Raw genomic sequence first — 16,008 nt, 5'->3', positions numbered from 1 at the left:
AAATGGAACTTCATTTGTGAAGGTTTTCTGCAGATGCTTATGAAAAAAAGAAATATTGCTAGAATTCTGTTAATATTGTAAGGGTTGGTTGTTGAAATCAACACTTTATTCGTATATATTCATAATTGGGGGATTATTGTGTTAATCTCCAATCAATTATACATAATAAATCATATTTATAAGAAACAGAAGCAGCGAAGATAAACTTTTGAGTGAGGACGGAGGGAACCCGATGAGCAATCGTTACGCGGTAGTATTAGCCGCAGGAAAAGGGACGAGAATGAAATCAAAGCTATATAAAGTACTACATCCAGTTCTAGGAAAACCTATGGTACAGCATGTAGTAGATCAATTACAGAAGCTAGAGCTTTCTAGCATTACAACCATTGTCGGTTTCGGAGCAGAGAAGGTGCAAGACCAACTAGGTGATGCGTCTAACTTTTCCATTCAAGAAGAGCAGCTTGGAACAGGACATGCCGTTTTACAAGCAGAAAAATTTTTAAAAGACAAAGAGGGAACGACAATTGTAGTTTGCGGGGATACACCTCTTTTAACGGATGTAACGTTAAAAAATCTGATTGAATTTCATGAAAAAGAGAATGCTAAAGTATCTGTTCTAACAACGAAATTATCGGATCCAACTGGGTATGGAAGAGTTGTGAGAAATAATCAAAATCAAGTAGAAAAGATTGTTGAACAAAAAGATGCATCAGCTGAAGAACAACAGCTTCAAGAAGTAAATACAGGGACGTATTGCTTTGATAATCAGTTCTTATTTGACGCTTTATCAAAAGTATCAAACAACAATTCACAAGGTGAATATTATTTGCCGGATGTGATTGAAATTGCTAAGAAGGCCTCAGAAAAAGTTAGTGCCTATCAAACCATCGATGACAAGGAAACTATTGGTGTGAATGATCGTGTAGCGCTATCGCAAGCGGAAATGATTATGAAAAAACGCGTGAATGAAAAGCACATGCGAAATGGTGTATCAATTGTTGATCCTGAACAAACGTATATTGAAGCGGATGTGGAAATTGAATCTGATGTTATCGTTTATCCAGGTTGTGTGTTGAGAGGAAAAACACACATAAAAACAGATGCCACAATTGGCCCGAATACAGAAATTATCGATTGTCATGTAGGTGAAGCGACTACTATTCGTCACAGTATGGCAACAACAAGTTATATTGGAGACAGAGTACAAATTGGTCCATTCGCACATATCAGACCAGAAGCAGAAATTGGCAGTGACGTAAAAATTGGTAACTTTGTAGAAATTAAAAAATCTAAAATTGCTGATACAAGTAAAGTTCCACATTTAAGTTATATTGGTGATGCCGAAGTTGGTAGAGGCGTTAATATTGGTTGTGGAACGATTACAGTAAACTATGATGGTAAAAATAAATTTTTAACTACGATAGAAGATGATGTTTTTATCGGCTGTAATTCGAACTTAGTCGCACCTGTAACGGTTAAAAAAGGCGCATATGTCGCAGCTGGTTCGACCATAAATAGAGATGTACCTGAAGAAGCGTTATCTATTGGACGTGCGCGTCAAGTAAATAAAGAAGAATATGCAAAGAAATTCAAATAAGAATGATCATGTGATGGAGGGTATAATGGATGACCGAATATAAGGATTCATCATTAAAAGTATTTACATTGAACTCGAATCCGAGGCTTGCAGAGGAAATTGCTGCAAATATTGGGGTGGAATTAGGCAAATGCTCTGTAACGAGCTTTAGCGACGGAGAAATCCAAATAAACATTGAAGAAAGTATTCGAGGTTGTGACGTATATGTGGTGCAATCAACCTGCGCTCCAGTCAATCAACATATCATGGAACTATTAATTATGATTGATGCTCTAAAACGTGCATCTGCAAGGTCAATCAATGTTGTTATGCCATATTATGGTTATGCCAGACAGGATAGAAAAGCTCGTGCGCGCGAGCCAATTACAGCTAAGCTAGTCGCTGATTTGCTACAAACAGCAGGTGCTTCACGAGCCATTTCATTGGATTTACATGCACCGCAAATTCAAGGATTCTTTGATATTCCTGTGGACCAATTAGTAGGTGTACCTATTTTATCAAGCTATTGGAGCAAAAAAGGGTTAGACGACATTGTAGTCGTATCACCAGATCATGGTGGTGTGACAAGAGCAAGACAGTTAGCTGATCGATTAAAGGCTCCAATTGCAATTATTGATAAAAGACGACCAAAACCAAATGTTGCGGAAGTAATGAATATTGTCGGCAACATTCAAGGTAAAACAGCTATTTTGATTGATGATATTATTGATACTGCAGGCACCATCACACTTGGAGCTAATGCCTTGATCGATAATGGTGCTACAGAGGTTTACGCATGCTGTACACATCCAGTTTTATCAGGTCCAGCAATGGAACGCATTGAAGCTTCTAAGATAAAAGAGCTTGTCGTTACCAATAGTATCCCATTAGCAGAAGAGAAAATCACAGCAAAAGTAACGCAATTATCCGTTGCCCCGTTAATAAGTGAAGCTATTATTCGCGTACATGAACAACAGTCGGTAAGTATACTCTTTGATTAAAATGAAGTTTAGAGGTAAGATAGAAAGGGAAAACTAACAATATAGTTGTTAAATTCTGACGGAGGGTGATTTAGTATGGCAGTAAAGCTAAAAACAGACAATAGAGATGATTTAAGAAGCTCAGTAACAAAAGAATTACGGTTAGCAGGGGAAGTTCCCGCTATCGTATACGGATATAATGTAGAACCGAAAACAGTAGCTGTTAACAGCATTGAATTATTAAAAACAGTGAGAGATGAAGGTAAAAACGCAATTATTTCACTTCAGGTTGATGGTAAATCTGTAGACGTTATGCTACATGATTATCAGGTAGATCCACTTAAAGGACAATTACTACACGCTGACTTTTATGTAGTTAATATGTCTGAAGAAATGGATGTACAAGTACCAATTGTCTTGGACGGAGAAGCACAAGGTGCAAAAGACGGCGGTGTCTTGCAACAACCATTATATGAAATTGCAGTTCGCGCTAAGCCGAATGACATTCCAGAGCAAATTACGATCGATGTTGCTGCTTTAGAAGTCGGCGATAGCATTTTAGTTGGAGATTTAAAAGAAGGAAAAAATTATGAGATTCTAGAAGATGAAAATACTACAATCGTTTCTATCCTAGTTCCAGATGAAGAGCCAGAAGAAACAGACGCAGAAGAGGAAGAAGCTTCTGAACCTGAATTAGTTGGTGAAAAACAAGAGGACGAAACGGAAGAAGAAGAAAAATAGTAAAAAAGAAAAAGATAGGCGCAACGGATTTTGTCGTTGCGCCTTTTTTCTACGTTGAGAATGCATTCATTTAGTGCAGAAGCCATAGCGGTTGTTAAGCGTCTCATGTATTTCAAAATGTTATCGTTACACCTTTTTTGTTCATATGATTCAACTACTAATCTTCGTCTACTAAAAGGACTGGGTAGGCTGTCCCGCTTTTTCTTATACGATAATTAATATCGAAGAGAATAATATGGTAAACTAATATAGACTAAATCCATTCATTCAAAAATGGAAGAGTTCCAAGAATGAAGGAAGTTTAATGTAAAGGATCGAATAATCATGAAATGTATTGTAGGATTAGGTAATCCGGGTAGAAAATATAAAGAAACGAGACATAATGTTGGTTTTATGGTAATAGAAGAGCTTTTAAAAAGAAATGGTTGGGAGCTCTCGAAGAAAAAGTTTAACGGTCACTTCGTACAGGAGAATGTGAACGGGGAAACGATTATTTTACTTGAACCACAGACATATATGAATTTGTCGGGCGAATCCTTAGGCCCGTTGATGGATTTTTATCAGCTTGAACCAGAGGATGTAGCAGTGATCTATGATGATCTAGATTTACCACTTGGTAAAATAAGAATGAGACAAAAAGGCGGCCATGGTGGCCATAATGGAATTCGTTCTATTATTGATCATTTAGGGACAAAGAATTTTAATCGTATTCGATTTGGAATTGGAAGACCAACCACACCAATGTCAGTTGTTGATTATGTGCTAGGTAAATTTTCAAAAGAAGAAAAGCCAGATTTAGATAAAAGTATTCAATATGCAGCAGATGCAGCAGAAGCGTGGTTTCAGGAACCTTTTCAAAAAGTAATGAATGATTATAATCAAACCTCATAGAATGAAGGAAGCAGGTATAAATGAATACCACTTGGGCAAAATAATAGAAGATTTTGCTTAAGGAGGATATTATGACAATCATTTATACGTGTAATCATTGTCACACAGAAGTAGGGCGAATAGCGCATGAAAATCTTGACCTTTCCAAAATAGGTTGGAATGTGTTATCAGAAGAAGAAAGAATGAAATTTCTAACCTATACACCTGATCAAAGTCTTACAGTAAAAACGATTTGTGAAAGCTGCCAGTTAATATTAGATCAAAATCCACATTATCATGAACTGGATTTTTTTATTCAGTAATATAACGTTAAAAAGCTTTGGTGAAATTGCCAAAGCATTTTTGCAATAGTATAGTAAAATAACGCAACACGATAGTAGCTTTATAAACGGAATATGAAAGTGGAATGATGGGTGAAATAGATCCATGTAGGGGGAGCATGTTTATGCAAGGAACAAAACAATTTTTAACGAATAATGATGATATTTATTCGATTATTTCAGGAATAAATTCGGGGATGAAAGAGCAGTTAGTCTCTGGCCTCTCAGGCTCTGCTAGAAGCATGTTAGCTGCTATTGTTAATGAGCAGGTAAAACGAAAAATGGTCATTATTACACATCAATTAACACAAGCGCAGCAGCTATACGATGATTTATCAGAGATTGCTGAGGATAATTCTGTCTATCTTTACCCTGCGAATGAACTACTAGCCTCAGAGCTTGCTGTTGCGAGTCCTGAGTTAAAGAGTCAGCGTATAGAGGCTATTACGAAGTGGATCGATTCGGATAAGGGTATTTTAATCGCTCCAATTGCAGGGGTAAAGCGTATTCTCCCCCCACTAGCATATTGGAAGAAGAACCAGTTAGCTACGCAGGTTGGTGAAACCATTTCGATTGAAGCTTATTTAAAGGTCCTCATTGAGATGGGTTATTCAAGAGAAGATATGGCAAGCAGTCCAGGTGAATTTAGCTTGCGGGGTGGAATTTTAGATATCTATCCTATCACGGAAGCTAACCCAATTCGAATTGAACTATTTGATGATGAAGTTGATTCTATTCGTTATTATGATGCCGATAGCCAGAGATCGTTAAACAAGCTTCAGGCTGTTGAAATTGAGCCTGCTACAGAACTATTGCTAACGGATGAGGATCTGCAAAGAGGAAGTCAACGCTTAGAAAAGGCACTTCAGGAATCATTGAAAAAACAGACGAAAAAGGCTGATCAACAAGAATTATCGGAATTTATAGAAGGAGATATCGAGCGCCTTAAACATTGCGAGCGCTTTCAAGAACTTGGTCGATATCTTAATTATTTCTATGAAATACCTCATAGTTTACTAGATTACTTACCAGACGATGGCTTAATCATTATGGATGAAATGAGCAGAATCCAAGAAACGGCACTTCACCTTGATCAAGAGGAAGCGGAGTGGTTTCGTGATGGGCTTGAAAAAAATAAGATGGTTAGAAACCTAAGACTATCCTTTGATTGGCATGATGTTTGGGCGAAAATGGACAAATCGCGTATATACATGTCTGTCTTTTTAAGACATATTCCAAATACCAATCCAGCTAACATTGTTAATTTGTCCTGTAGAGCAATGCAACAGTTCCATGGGCAAATGAATTTACTGCAAAATGAAATGCAGCGATGGAGTAAAGCGGATTTCTCGGTCCTTATTATTGCGCCAAATCAAAAACGAGCAGAGAAAATCCAAGCGGTGCTTGAGGATTATCAAATGGATACGGTTATTGCATCAGAGGATGTAACGCTACCCGTTCAAGTTCCAACAATTGTTATTAAAAATATCGGGAGTGGTTTTGAGCTTCCTCTTCATAAGCTTGCGATCATTACAGAGAATGAATTGTTTAAACAAAAGACCATTCGACCTAAGCGAAAACAAAAAATTTCAAATGCTGAAAGAATAAAAAGCTACCAGGAGCTTAAAATTGGTGATTATGTCGTACATACCAATCATGGGATAGGGCGTTACGTGGGTATTGAAACGCTTGAAGTAAACGGGTTGCATAAGGATTTTATGCTGTTAAAATATTCGGGCGATGACAAACTATTTGTTCCAATCGAACAATTAGATTTAGTACAAAAATATGTAGGATCAGAAGGAAAAGAGCCCAAATTATACAAGCTTGGTGGCAGTGATTGGAATAAAGTGAAGCGAAAAGTCCAATCAAAGGTAGAAGATATTGCGGATGATTTAATCAAGTTATACGCAGAACGAGAAGCTGCAAAAGGTCATGCATTCGCTGAGGATACCTTCATGCAGCAAGAATTTGAATCTGTATTTCCATATCAGGAAACAGAAGATCAGTTAAGATGTATTGAAGAAATCAAACAAGATATGCAGCGCCTTAGACCCATGGATCGCTTATTATGTGGGGACGTGGGTTATGGTAAAACCGAAGTAGCCATTCGTGCTGCTTTTAAAGCAATCGCAGAAGGTAAGCAAGTAGCGATATTAGTACCTACTACAATCTTAGCGCAACAACACTATGAAACTGTGCTGGAGAGATTTCAGGATCATGCAGTGAACATTGGTTTATTGAGTAGATTTAGAACACGCAAGCAGCAACAGGAAACAATTAAGGGCTTAAAAAATGGTTTGGTTGATATGGTAATCGGTACACACCGCTTATTATCTAAGGATGTTATCTATAAAGATTTAGGTTTATTAATTGTAGACGAAGAACAACGATTTGGTGTGAAGCACAAGGAAAAAATTAAGCAATTAAAAACAAATGTTGATGTGCTAACTTTAACAGCGACGCCAATTCCAAGAACCTTACACATGTCAATGCTAGGTGTTAGAGATTTGTCTGTCATCGAGACACCACCAGAAAACCGATTCCCGATTCAAACCTATGTGATGGAATATAATCCAGCTTTAGTCAGAGAATCAATTGAACGAGAGTTGGCCAGAGGTGGACAGGTATTCTTTTTATACAATCGTGTAGATAACATTGAACGAATGGCACAGGAAATTTCCGCTTTAGTCGAAGACGCACGTGTAGTCGTTGCACACGGTCAGATGAATGAAACAGAGCTTGAAAATGTCATGTTTTCCTTTTTAGAAGGAGAAGCAGATGTTTTAGTGAGTACAACCATTATAGAAACGGGTGTGGATATACCGAATGTTAATACTTTAATCGTTCATAGCGCAGATCGGATGGGATTAAGTCAGCTGTATCAATTACGAGGAAGAGTTGGGCGTTCAAACCGTGTAGCGTATGCTTACTTTACCTATCAAAGGGATAAGATTTTAAGTGAAGTAGCAGAGAAAAGATTACAAGCGATTAAAGAATTCACGGAATTGGGCTCAGGTTTTAAGATTGCCATGCGGGATCTATCGATACGAGGTGCTGGGAATATGTTAGGATCCCAGCAGCACGGCTTTATAGATTCAGTTGGGTTTGATATGTATTCACAAATGCTTAAAGATGCCATTGATGCTAGAAAACAAGGTACCACCATTGAGCAAGTACAACCATTTGAAGTCGAGCTCGATATTAAAATTGATGCCTATATTCCAGATACGTATATTCCGGATGAAAAGCAAAAAGTAGATATGTATAAACGCTTCCAGGCTATTTTAACCGAAGCGGATATTCATGATTTGCGTGATGAAATGATTGACCGTTTTGGTGATTACCCACAAGAGGTAGAAAATTTATTTCAGGTATCTACACTTAAATTAGTAGCTAAAAAAGAGCGTATCGAATCAGTAAGTGAATTAAAACGGAAAATAGAAATTATTGTAGAAGAAGAGCAAAGTCAGCAATTAGATGGAGCAAAACTATTTGAATTTGCGAATGAATACGGCCGTGCTATACAATTAGGAACAGAAAATAGAAAATTGAAGGTTACTTTCCAATTAAAAGATCAATCTGATCCAAATAGATACAATCTGGTTGAACGTTTTATTCACGCATTGGCCGATATGAGAAAAGTTCCAACTGCTTAATGAGAAATATATGTAAGTATGAATAGTTTAATGGAAGATTAAACATACTAAGCCCACATCTGGTTATTTCTGATGGTGCAGGAGTGATTAGCATAAAAGTCACCAAAGAAAGTGAGGCTAATTAGTATATGAAAGCAACAGGTATTGTTAGACGAATTGATGACTTAGGAAGAGTAGTAATTCCAAAAGAAATTAGAAGGACCTTGAGGATACGTGAAGGTGATCCTTTAGAGATTTTTGTGGACAGAGACGGTGAGGTAATATTAAAAAAATATTCCCCAATTAGTGAGTTAGGTGATTTTTCAAAAGAATATGCGGATGCTTTATTTGATGTGTTAGGATTAACGATTTTAATCTCAGATCGGGATGCTTGTATTGCTGTCTCGGGAACATCGAAGAAGGAATACCAAGGCAAACATATTGGTTCCTTGATGGAAAAGGTGATGGAGGAACGTAACAACAAGCTTGAATCTTCTCCATCAGCAATTGAAATTGTTGAAAACAAAGAAGAGGAAATTTCCGCATATGTTATCTATCCTATTATAGCTAATGGTGATTCGATTGGTTCTGTCATGATCTTCTCAAAGGAAAAAAGTGATTTTGGCGAAGTGCAAAACAAAGCTTGTCAAACTGCAGCTAATTTCTTAGCAAGACAAATGGAATAATAGCTAAATACTAAAAGGCGCAAAGCAGATGATGCTTTGCGCCTTTTTCATTATTGTAAAATAATGTCCGTTTTGATGTAAAGCAGATTCAATGTTAAGTTAGCTTTACGTAAAGTTAACTTTACTATATAATAAATGTAAATTATCTTACTTCTACATGAGGAGTGTGAGTTTTGGAAAATTTAATGAATCAGTTTAGGAAGAAGTTTGGCTATTCACAGGATAAGTTAGCTGAAATACTTGGAGTAAGCAGACAAACCATCATATCAATAGAAAAAGGTAAGTATAACCCATCCCTTCCTTTAGCGATTCAAATAGCTAGAACATTTGATACTAATGTGGAATCCATCTTTTTATTAGGAGAGAATGAAAAAAATAGGAGGCATAAAAAATGAAAATATCTTCTCAAAGAAATTTCATTAATATTGGTTTCTTGTTTGTGTTTATTTTTATAGCTAGATTATTTGTAGGGGTATTGAATGACTCACTCTCAGTAATTGAGGTTATATCGTGGGGAACTTTAGCCTACTTAAGTTTTGCTTCAGGATATCTATATCCTCAATTTAAAATTAAAGATGAAAGAGCTCAATTAATTCGACAGAAAGGGATGTTTTATTCAGGATTTTTTATAATAATTTACCTTATACTTATTATGTTAGGGAACCGTTATGAATATGTATCACTAAATACAGTTGATGCGCTTCAATTGTTAATATCTCTAACTATAATAACCATTTTTTCTAGTTGGATTGTATTTTCTCGGAAATATTAATATTCTTCATCATTAAACCAATTTTCTAAAAGCTTTTTTTGCACTATAAGGAAGTTAAAAATTCAGCGAACTATAGTATAAAAAAAGAAGGCTTTCGCCATAAAGAGTTGGAGAAAGCCCTCTTTTTTTAATATAAGTAAATGTAGATAACCTTTTGCCTTCGAAAATTAGAGGTTACAATCTTTCTCAGAGGTAGCAATTTGGTTTGCGATAGCAGGAATAAACAATCCGACATTCAATCACTAAAATTAGCGATAGTAATATTGCTTATTTACCATAAAGCTTTTTTTAGTCATTTCAAAATTCTTCGGTATAATAGGTTTAATATTTGAACGATTCGCAGCGAATTCAGGACGTGGTGTTGTGCCCGCAAAAGGTTCTACTAATTTATTTTCTATACTATTAAAGACGAAGAATACATTACTTCTGGGTAATGGTGATATATTACTGTTTGAACCATGGAGTGTATTAGACTCAAAAAATAAAACGGATCCAGCAGGTCCGACAGCACTATCAATCTTACCGCCCTTTTCTAGCAACCAGTTAATACTGTCATGGTCAGGAACGCCAAAATTCTGCATTTTTAATGATTCAAGATAGTGATTATCAGGAGTATCACCTACACATTGAACAAAGTATTTATGTGATCCGGGAATAAGTAATAATGGACCATTATAATGATAATTATCAGTCAAAACAATGCTACAGCTTACTGCACGCATATTAGGCATACCATCTTCCATATGCCATGTTTCAAAGTCTGAATGCCAATAGAAATCTTTTCCTTTAAATCCAGGCTTAAAATTAATTCTCGATTGATTGATGTATACCTGACTACCTAATAATTGCTGTGCAATACTAACAATTCGTTCATGAGAAGATAAATCATGGAAAAATTCATCATTGTTATGGACATCAAAAACGGATCGGATTTCATTGCCTTGGGATTCCTTAATCACATGAGGTTCTTGAGATTCTTTATTATCATTCATATTTCTTCTTAATTCTTGCTGAAGGATCTGTACCTCATCGGTAGAAAATAAATTAGGCATAAATAAATAGCCATTATCTTCATAAAAATCTAACTCCGATTGGTTTAAAGGCCCATCATTCGCAGTAGAGTTGTAAATGATTGGATCTTTTCTGTTGATAATTTTGGGGTAACCATTAATTCTAGATGGATATAAATCTTTCATATCTTTAGTCACTCCTCTAGCTTATTAGATTTTTCACACACATCGTAATTTGTATGAACGCTATTAGCAACTCTTCTAAGAAGCGGTATAAGATAATATTTCTTGATAAAAAAGAGATTTTCCATATTTATATAATTTTTGCTGAATCTTTCACTTTTTTTCTCGAAATCAGCTTATTTTACATAAAATCCCTTAAACCTTTAGGTAATCTAAAAAGTAATTGTTGAGTTATCTTATATTTAGAAAGCAACCATCTGTAACTGGAGTGCAACCCTCTTTTTTTATTTCCAGAATAGTAAGGTTATGTCTCAGTTTCGCTCTAACGTGTAACAGCATTAAATATGCGTTATACAGTAAAAAAAGCTTTAGTTTTTATTTTTATTTTTTTTAGTAGTTTTTTAAAGATCTTTTAAGTAGAATAGGAAGAGAAATGAGAAGGTGGTGAGGTATGATGAAGGAAAAGATTGTAGTTCAAAAGGCATTAAATAATAATGTAATTATTGCAGAGCATCCAATCCATAAAGAGATTATTCTTATTGGGAAAGGGATTGGTTTTAACAAATCAAAAGGCGATCTTGTTCCAGAAGAACATGCAGAGAAGACCTTTTTGCTAAGAAACCAACAGGATCAAGAACAATATAAGCATTTATTAAATCATATTGATCACAACCTAATGGAAATTTTAAATGATGTAATGGTGTTGATTGAAAGTAGAATGGGGCAATCCTTACATGAACATATTCACGTGGCATTAACCGACCACTTATCCTTTGCCATTAACCGAGTTGCCAAAGACGTTCAGTTCTCTAATCCATTCTTATTTGAAATCGAATCCTTATATCCAAAGGAATATCAGGTAGCACAAGAAGTAGTAAATATTTTAGCAAATAAAGCAGGAGTTCATTTTCCAGAAGGTGAAATAGGATTTATTGCTCTTCATATTCATAGTGCTGTTACCGACAAGTCCCTTCATGATATTAACCGCCATCACCGTTTAATTTCAAAGCTTGTAAAGATTATTGAAGAAAATTTAGAAATGAAATTAGAAAAAAATGATGTGAATTACAATCGTTTAATTCAACATTTACACCGTGCAATAGAGCGAGTATATCAACATGAACAATTAAATGAACAATCAAATTTAGCAAATGTATTGAAAACGATGTATCCCTTATGCTATAATCTAGCTTGGAAGTTGATAAAAGTGATGCAACAACAATTACATACACGAGTAGATGACTCAGAAGCGTTATATCTAACGATTCATCTACAACGTTTAACTAACCAATCTTAACGTGTTACTGATACGATCAGGCATGAGTAAAAAAGGTTTGTTTAGGTTAATCTATGGGTAAAGTTTACCCAGATTGAACCTAAGCTCACCTATTACTCATGCCTTTTTTGGTGGTTAAAAAAGGAAAGTGAATGTTTAAAAGAGGCTGTAATTGCTGTCGCGTCAAAAAATATTATAAAAAATAAGGAGGAAATAAGTATGTCTAATTTTTTTGGTACACTACAAAAAGTTGGTAAAGCATTGATGCTACCAGTAGCGCTTTTACCAGCTGCCGGTATCTTACTTGCATTTGGTACTAGCTTTGCACAGGATCAATGGATAGAAAAATTCCCTTGGTTTGGGAATGAGATCGTTTTACAGGTTTTAGAGGTAATGGCAGAGGCCGGTGGGGTTGTTTTTGATAATTTACCACTACTCTTTGCTGTAGGTGTTGCAATTGGACTCGCCAAGGGCGATGGTGTTGCAGGTTTAGCTGCTATTATTGGTTATCTTATTATGAATGTTACCATGAGTACCTTTGGAAATATTGATGCCGAAATGACATCAGAGGCTGCCTATGCCAATGTCTTAGGTATCCCAACCCTTCAAACCGGTGTGTTTGGTGGTATTATCGTCGGGATACTCGCCGCTTACATGTATAATCGGTACTTTAATATAGAATTGCCACAGTTTTTAGGTTTCTTTGCTGGAAAACGTTTTGTGCCGATTATTACGGCGTTTACATCTTTAATTTTAGGGATTGTTATGTTTTACTTATGGCCTTTTGCGCAAGATGGCCTAAATGCAGTTTCGCATTTCATGCTTGAAACAAATCGTACATTCTCGACATTTGTATTTGGTGTAGTGGAAAGAGCGTTAATTCCATTTGGACTTCACCATATTTTCTACTCACCGTTCTGGTTTGAATTTGGAAATTACACAAATGCAGCGGGGGAAATTGTCCGTGGTGACCAACGTATTTTCTTTGCGCAATTACAAGATGGAGTAGATTTTACTGCAGGTAACTTTATGACTGGTAAGTTCCCGTTCATGATGTTTGGTCTTCCAGCTGCAGCATTAGCTATTTATCACACTGCTAGACCTGAGAAAAAGAAACTTGTTGGTGGGATTATGTTCTCAGCAGCACTAACTTCTTTCTTAACTGGTATTACAGAACCAATGGAATTCTCATTCCTATTCGTAGCACCATTGTTATTTGCGATTCACACTGTTTTTGCGGGTCTTTCATTTATGACTATGTATTTACTTGATGTAAAAATTGGGATGACCTTCTCAGGTGGTCTGATTGACTTTATTTTATTTGGTATTATGCCTAACCGTACCGACTGGTGGTGGGTAATAGTCATTGGTTTAGTGTTCTCTGTGATTTATTACTTTGGTTTCCGTTTCGCAATATTGAAATTCAACCTAGCTACACCAGGTCGTGAAGACGATTCTGAAGATGAAGATGATGATGAAGAAATTGGAGATCGCCCGTATGAGATTTTAGAAGCAATGGGTGGTAAAGAGAATATTACACATTTAGATGCTTGTATCACACGCTTACGCGTAAGTGTTGCAGATAAAAATAATGTAAACAAAAAGCGCTTGAAGAAGATAGGTGCTTCTGGTGTTATGGAAGTCGGAAATAATATTCAAGCTATATTTGGCCCGGTTTCGGATACATTACGTGGTCAAATCCAAGATATTATCGATGGTAAATCACCAAGAAAAGTAGAAGAAAAGAAAGAAACAGGTGAACCAACAGAATTCTCTGGAGACTTAGATTTTGTTAGTCCGATTAAAGGGAAAGTGTTAGCACTTGAAGAAGTTCCTGACCAAGTCTTTTCTCAAAAAATGATGGGTGATGGCTTTGCTATTGAACCAGTTGACGGGAAAATTGTATCTCCGGTTAATGGTAAAATTCTTAACATCTTCCCAACAAAACATGCGATTGGTATTTTGGCTGATAATGGTATGGAAATCTTGATTCATATTGGAATCGACACCGTTAAACTAAATGGTGAAGGCTTCACAGCAAGAATTGAAGAAGGAGATACCGTTGAAAAAGGGCAAGTAATGATGGAAGTAGATCTTGAGTACGTAAAAGAAAATGCACCATCTATTATTACACCGATTATTTTCACGAATCTAAAAGAAGGCCAAGTAGTTAATGTAGAAGAAACTGGCCAAGTAGAGTCTCAAAAAGAAAATATTATTTCGATTCGTTAACACGAATCAAATAACGATTGTAACTTATTTAGAAAAACTCCCAGCAGAGAGAGCAGCTGGGAGTTTTTCTGTTTGTATAAGCAATGTGATATAATAGCAAGGAATTTTTAACCAGAAGGAAACGATGCAGATGCAAGCTAAAGCAACAAATCAATTATTTAAGGGTGCCTTTATTTTAACGTTAGCAGCTCTTTTTGGAAAAGTATTAAGCGCTGCTTATCGCGTACCGCTTCAAAATATGATTGGGGATATGGGTTACTATATATATCAACAAATATATCCGATTATTGGGATTGCTTTTATGCTTGCACTTTATGGCTTTCCTGCCGCTATATCTAGATTTATAGCAGCTGAGAAGAATCAATACTTCACAAAAATGATTATCCGCAAAATATTTATCCTGCTACTTCTTTTTCATCTCGCGCTATTTGTGTTTTTCTTTTTAGGCAGTCCCTACTTAGCAAAAATTATGGGTGATCCACTTTTAATCACACCGATAAGACATAGTGGATGGGTATTTTTATTTGTTCCTTTTGTGGCGTTGTTAAGGGGAATGTTTCAAGGGAATTTATTAATGGGACCAACTGCAGCGTCACAAGTAAGTGAGCAATTGGTGCGTGTGATTGTAATTATCCTTGCCGCTTATATGATCTATCAGTCCAATTTGTCTTTGTATAAAATAGGTGATGGTGCCGTTATCGCAGCAGTTGGTGGTTTAAGTGCTGCATTTTTTTGTCTTTTGTTATCTTATAAAAAGTTAACCTTTCAAAAAACAGAGAAAGAACCTGTACGGTATCTGTTTATTTTAAAGCATGTTATTGGATTTGGTATATTAATTAGCATGAATCACATGCTTCTTTTATTTTTACAATTAGCAGATGCTTTTACGATGGTTCCTAGGTTATTAATTGCAGGCTATTCACCGATGGAATCGATGGAAATGAAGGGGATTCTGGATCGCGGCCAACCGTTGATTCAATTTGCTACTGTATTAGGTTCCTCTTTAGCACTCACACTTATTCCGAGAATCGCAAAACAGAAGGATGATTCCAGGAATGAGAGCGTTTCTAGCTATGTAGAAGCAAGTTTGAAATTCAGTATTTACATATCCGTTGGCGCCACAGTAGGACTTATATGGTTGTTTAGAGATGTAAATCAACTTTTATTTTTAAATGATGATGGAACCACAAGCTTACAGGTGTTAGCCCTCACCATTTTATTCACTTCCCTTGCATTAACGACCGCAGCTGTCCTGCAAGGCCTTGGTTATATGAAGCAAACGGCGTTATTTATTTTTATTGGTTTAGTAACGAAGGTTATCCTGAATTATGTACTGATCGCCTCCTTTGGTATGATAGGTGCAGCGAGTGCTACTGTATTAAGCGTAGGAATTGTGGCTTTCTTTAATTGTTGGTTGCTTCGGAAAGTATTAAAACGTCGCAAACTATTCAGTTTTTCACGAGGGCCATTATATGTAGCTGCTGCTAGTATGTTGTTATTTTTAGCGGGATACGAGTTCATTTTTGGAGATCCCTTTGACACGGTTAGTCGGGGCTATCTCGCGTTATATGTGATGGGTGCAGTTGCGATTGGAGCAATTCTTTATTTTATCGTTTTAATCGTTGCTAAAGGATTTACTAAAGAAGAATTGGAATCAATGAAAATTCCCAAAATACTGCTAAGAAATAAATAGGGAGGATAAT

At 36.1% G+C, this 16,008-nt stretch carries 13 protein-coding genes; 12 read left to right on the top strand and 1 reads right to left on the bottom strand.

Features of this window, described 5'->3' with window-relative positions:
• Positions 1-232: 232 nt before the first annotated feature.
• From glmU to DFR57_RS16715, 9 genes are all read left to right on the top strand, one after another.
• On the top strand, positions 233-1,597 hold the full coding sequence (glmU, locus tag DFR57_RS16755) for a bifunctional UDP-N-acetylglucosamine diphosphorylase/glucosamine-1-phosphate N-acetyltransferase GlmU (RefSeq protein WP_114354368.1): 1,365 nt from the start codon (positions 233-235) through the stop codon (positions 1,595-1,597).
• 29 nt (positions 1,598-1,626) lie between these two features.
• Entirely contained in the window at positions 1,627-2,577 is a 951-nt protein-coding gene (locus tag DFR57_RS16750) for a ribose-phosphate diphosphokinase (RefSeq protein WP_114354367.1), read from the top strand.
• Positions 2,578-2,652: 75 nt separating this feature from the next.
• Positions 2,653-3,297, top strand: coding sequence for a 50S ribosomal protein L25/general stress protein Ctc (locus DFR57_RS16745; protein ID WP_114354366.1), 645 nt, complete (start codon positions 2,653-2,655; stop codon positions 3,295-3,297).
• A 324-nt stretch (positions 3,298-3,621) separates the two neighbouring features.
• Positions 3,622-4,188 (top strand): aminoacyl-tRNA hydrolase, encoded by a 567-nt coding sequence (gene pth, locus DFR57_RS16740; protein WP_114354365.1) that lies wholly within the window; start codon positions 3,622-3,624, stop codon positions 4,186-4,188.
• 71 nt (positions 4,189-4,259) lie between these two features.
• Entirely contained in the window at positions 4,260-4,490 is a 231-nt protein-coding gene (gene fin / locus DFR57_RS16735; protein WP_114354364.1) for an anti-sigma-F factor Fin, read from the top strand.
• A gap of 143 nt (positions 4,491-4,633) precedes the next feature.
• Positions 4,634-8,167, top strand: coding sequence for a transcription-repair coupling factor (mfd, locus tag DFR57_RS16730; RefSeq protein WP_114354363.1), 3,534 nt, complete (start codon positions 4,634-4,636; stop codon positions 8,165-8,167).
• Positions 8,168-8,295: 128 nt separating this feature from the next.
• On the top strand, positions 8,296-8,832 hold the full coding sequence (spoVT, locus tag DFR57_RS16725) for a stage V sporulation protein T (RefSeq protein ID WP_114354362.1): 537 nt from the start codon (positions 8,296-8,298) through the stop codon (positions 8,830-8,832).
• 173 nt (positions 8,833-9,005) lie between these two features.
• Positions 9,006-9,227 carry a helix-turn-helix transcriptional regulator gene (locus tag DFR57_RS16720; protein ID WP_114354361.1) on the top strand — a complete coding sequence of 74 codons (222 nt, stop codon included), beginning with the start codon at positions 9,006-9,008 and terminating at the stop codon, positions 9,225-9,227.
• Positions 9,224-9,604: a hypothetical protein gene (locus DFR57_RS16715; protein ID WP_245937507.1), complete on the top strand. Its 381-nt coding sequence runs from the start codon at positions 9,224-9,226 to the stop codon at positions 9,602-9,604. The genes DFR57_RS16720 and DFR57_RS16715 overlap by 4 nt, the downstream gene beginning before the upstream one ends.
• 248 nt (positions 9,605-9,852) lie before the next feature.
• Here DFR57_RS16715 and thpD read toward each other — a convergent pair whose 3' ends face one another.
• Positions 9,853-10,800, bottom strand: a complete 948-nt coding sequence (gene thpD / locus DFR57_RS16710; RefSeq protein WP_114354360.1) for an ectoine hydroxylase — start codon at positions 10,798-10,800, stop codon at positions 9,853-9,855.
• A 451-nt stretch (positions 10,801-11,251) separates the two neighbouring features.
• Between thpD and glcT the strand changes: the two genes are divergently transcribed.
• The 3 genes from glcT to DFR57_RS16695 all read left to right on the top strand — a co-directional run bounded on the left by glcT (position 11,252) and on the right by DFR57_RS16695 (position 15,998).
• Positions 11,252-12,094, top strand: coding sequence for a glucose PTS transporter transcription antiterminator GlcT (gene glcT, locus DFR57_RS16705; RefSeq protein WP_114354392.1), 843 nt, complete (start codon positions 11,252-11,254; stop codon positions 12,092-12,094).
• Positions 12,095-12,292: 198 nt separating this feature from the next.
• Positions 12,293-14,305 (top strand): glucose-specific PTS transporter subunit IIBC, encoded by a 2,013-nt coding sequence (ptsG, locus tag DFR57_RS16700; RefSeq protein WP_114354359.1) that lies wholly within the window; start codon positions 12,293-12,295, stop codon positions 14,303-14,305.
• A 124-nt stretch (positions 14,306-14,429) separates the two neighbouring features.
• The gene (locus DFR57_RS16695; RefSeq protein WP_114354358.1) at positions 14,430-15,998 is read left to right on the top strand and encodes a putative polysaccharide biosynthesis protein; all 1,569 of its coding nucleotides are present in this window, start codon (positions 14,430-14,432) and stop codon (positions 15,996-15,998) included.
• Positions 15,999-16,008: the final 10 nt, after the last annotated feature.

Origin of the sequence: Saliterribacillus persicus (assembly GCF_003337485.1) — a bacterium.
GTDB classification, from domain to species: Bacteria; Bacillota; Bacilli; order Bacillales; family Amphibacillaceae; genus Saliterribacillus; species Saliterribacillus persicus.
Note: the sequence above shows the minus strand (reverse complement) of the source record. Positions and strands in the feature narration are given on the sequence as shown.

Coding starts and splice junctions, on each gene's coding strand:
- fin (WP_114354364.1), top strand. CDS start 4,260: ATGACAATCATTTATACGTGTAATCATTGTCACACAGAAGTAGGGCGA.
- DFR57_RS16715 (WP_245937507.1), top strand. CDS start 9,224: ATGAAAATATCTTCTCAAAGAAATTTCATTAATATTGGTTTCTTGTTT.
- glmU (WP_114354368.1), top strand. CDS start 233: ATGAGCAATCGTTACGCGGTAGTATTAGCCGCAGGAAAAGGGACGAGA.
- DFR57_RS16695 (WP_114354358.1), top strand. CDS start 14,430: ATGCAGATGCAAGCTAAAGCAACAAATCAATTATTTAAGGGTGCCTTT.
- DFR57_RS16745 (WP_114354366.1), top strand. CDS start 2,653: ATGGCAGTAAAGCTAAAAACAGACAATAGAGATGATTTAAGAAGCTCA.
- spoVT (WP_114354362.1), top strand. CDS start 8,296: ATGAAAGCAACAGGTATTGTTAGACGAATTGATGACTTAGGAAGAGTA.
- pth (WP_114354365.1), top strand. CDS start 3,622: ATGAAATGTATTGTAGGATTAGGTAATCCGGGTAGAAAATATAAAGAA.
- glcT (WP_114354392.1), top strand. CDS start 11,252: ATGAAGGAAAAGATTGTAGTTCAAAAGGCATTAAATAATAATGTAATT.
- DFR57_RS16750 (WP_114354367.1), top strand. CDS start 1,627: ATGACCGAATATAAGGATTCATCATTAAAAGTATTTACATTGAACTCG.
- mfd (WP_114354363.1), top strand. CDS start 4,634: ATGCAAGGAACAAAACAATTTTTAACGAATAATGATGATATTTATTCG.
- ptsG (WP_114354359.1), top strand. CDS start 12,293: ATGTCTAATTTTTTTGGTACACTACAAAAAGTTGGTAAAGCATTGATG.
- thpD (WP_114354360.1), bottom strand. CDS start 10,800: ATGAAAGATTTATATCCATCTAGAATTAATGGTTACCCCAAAATTATC.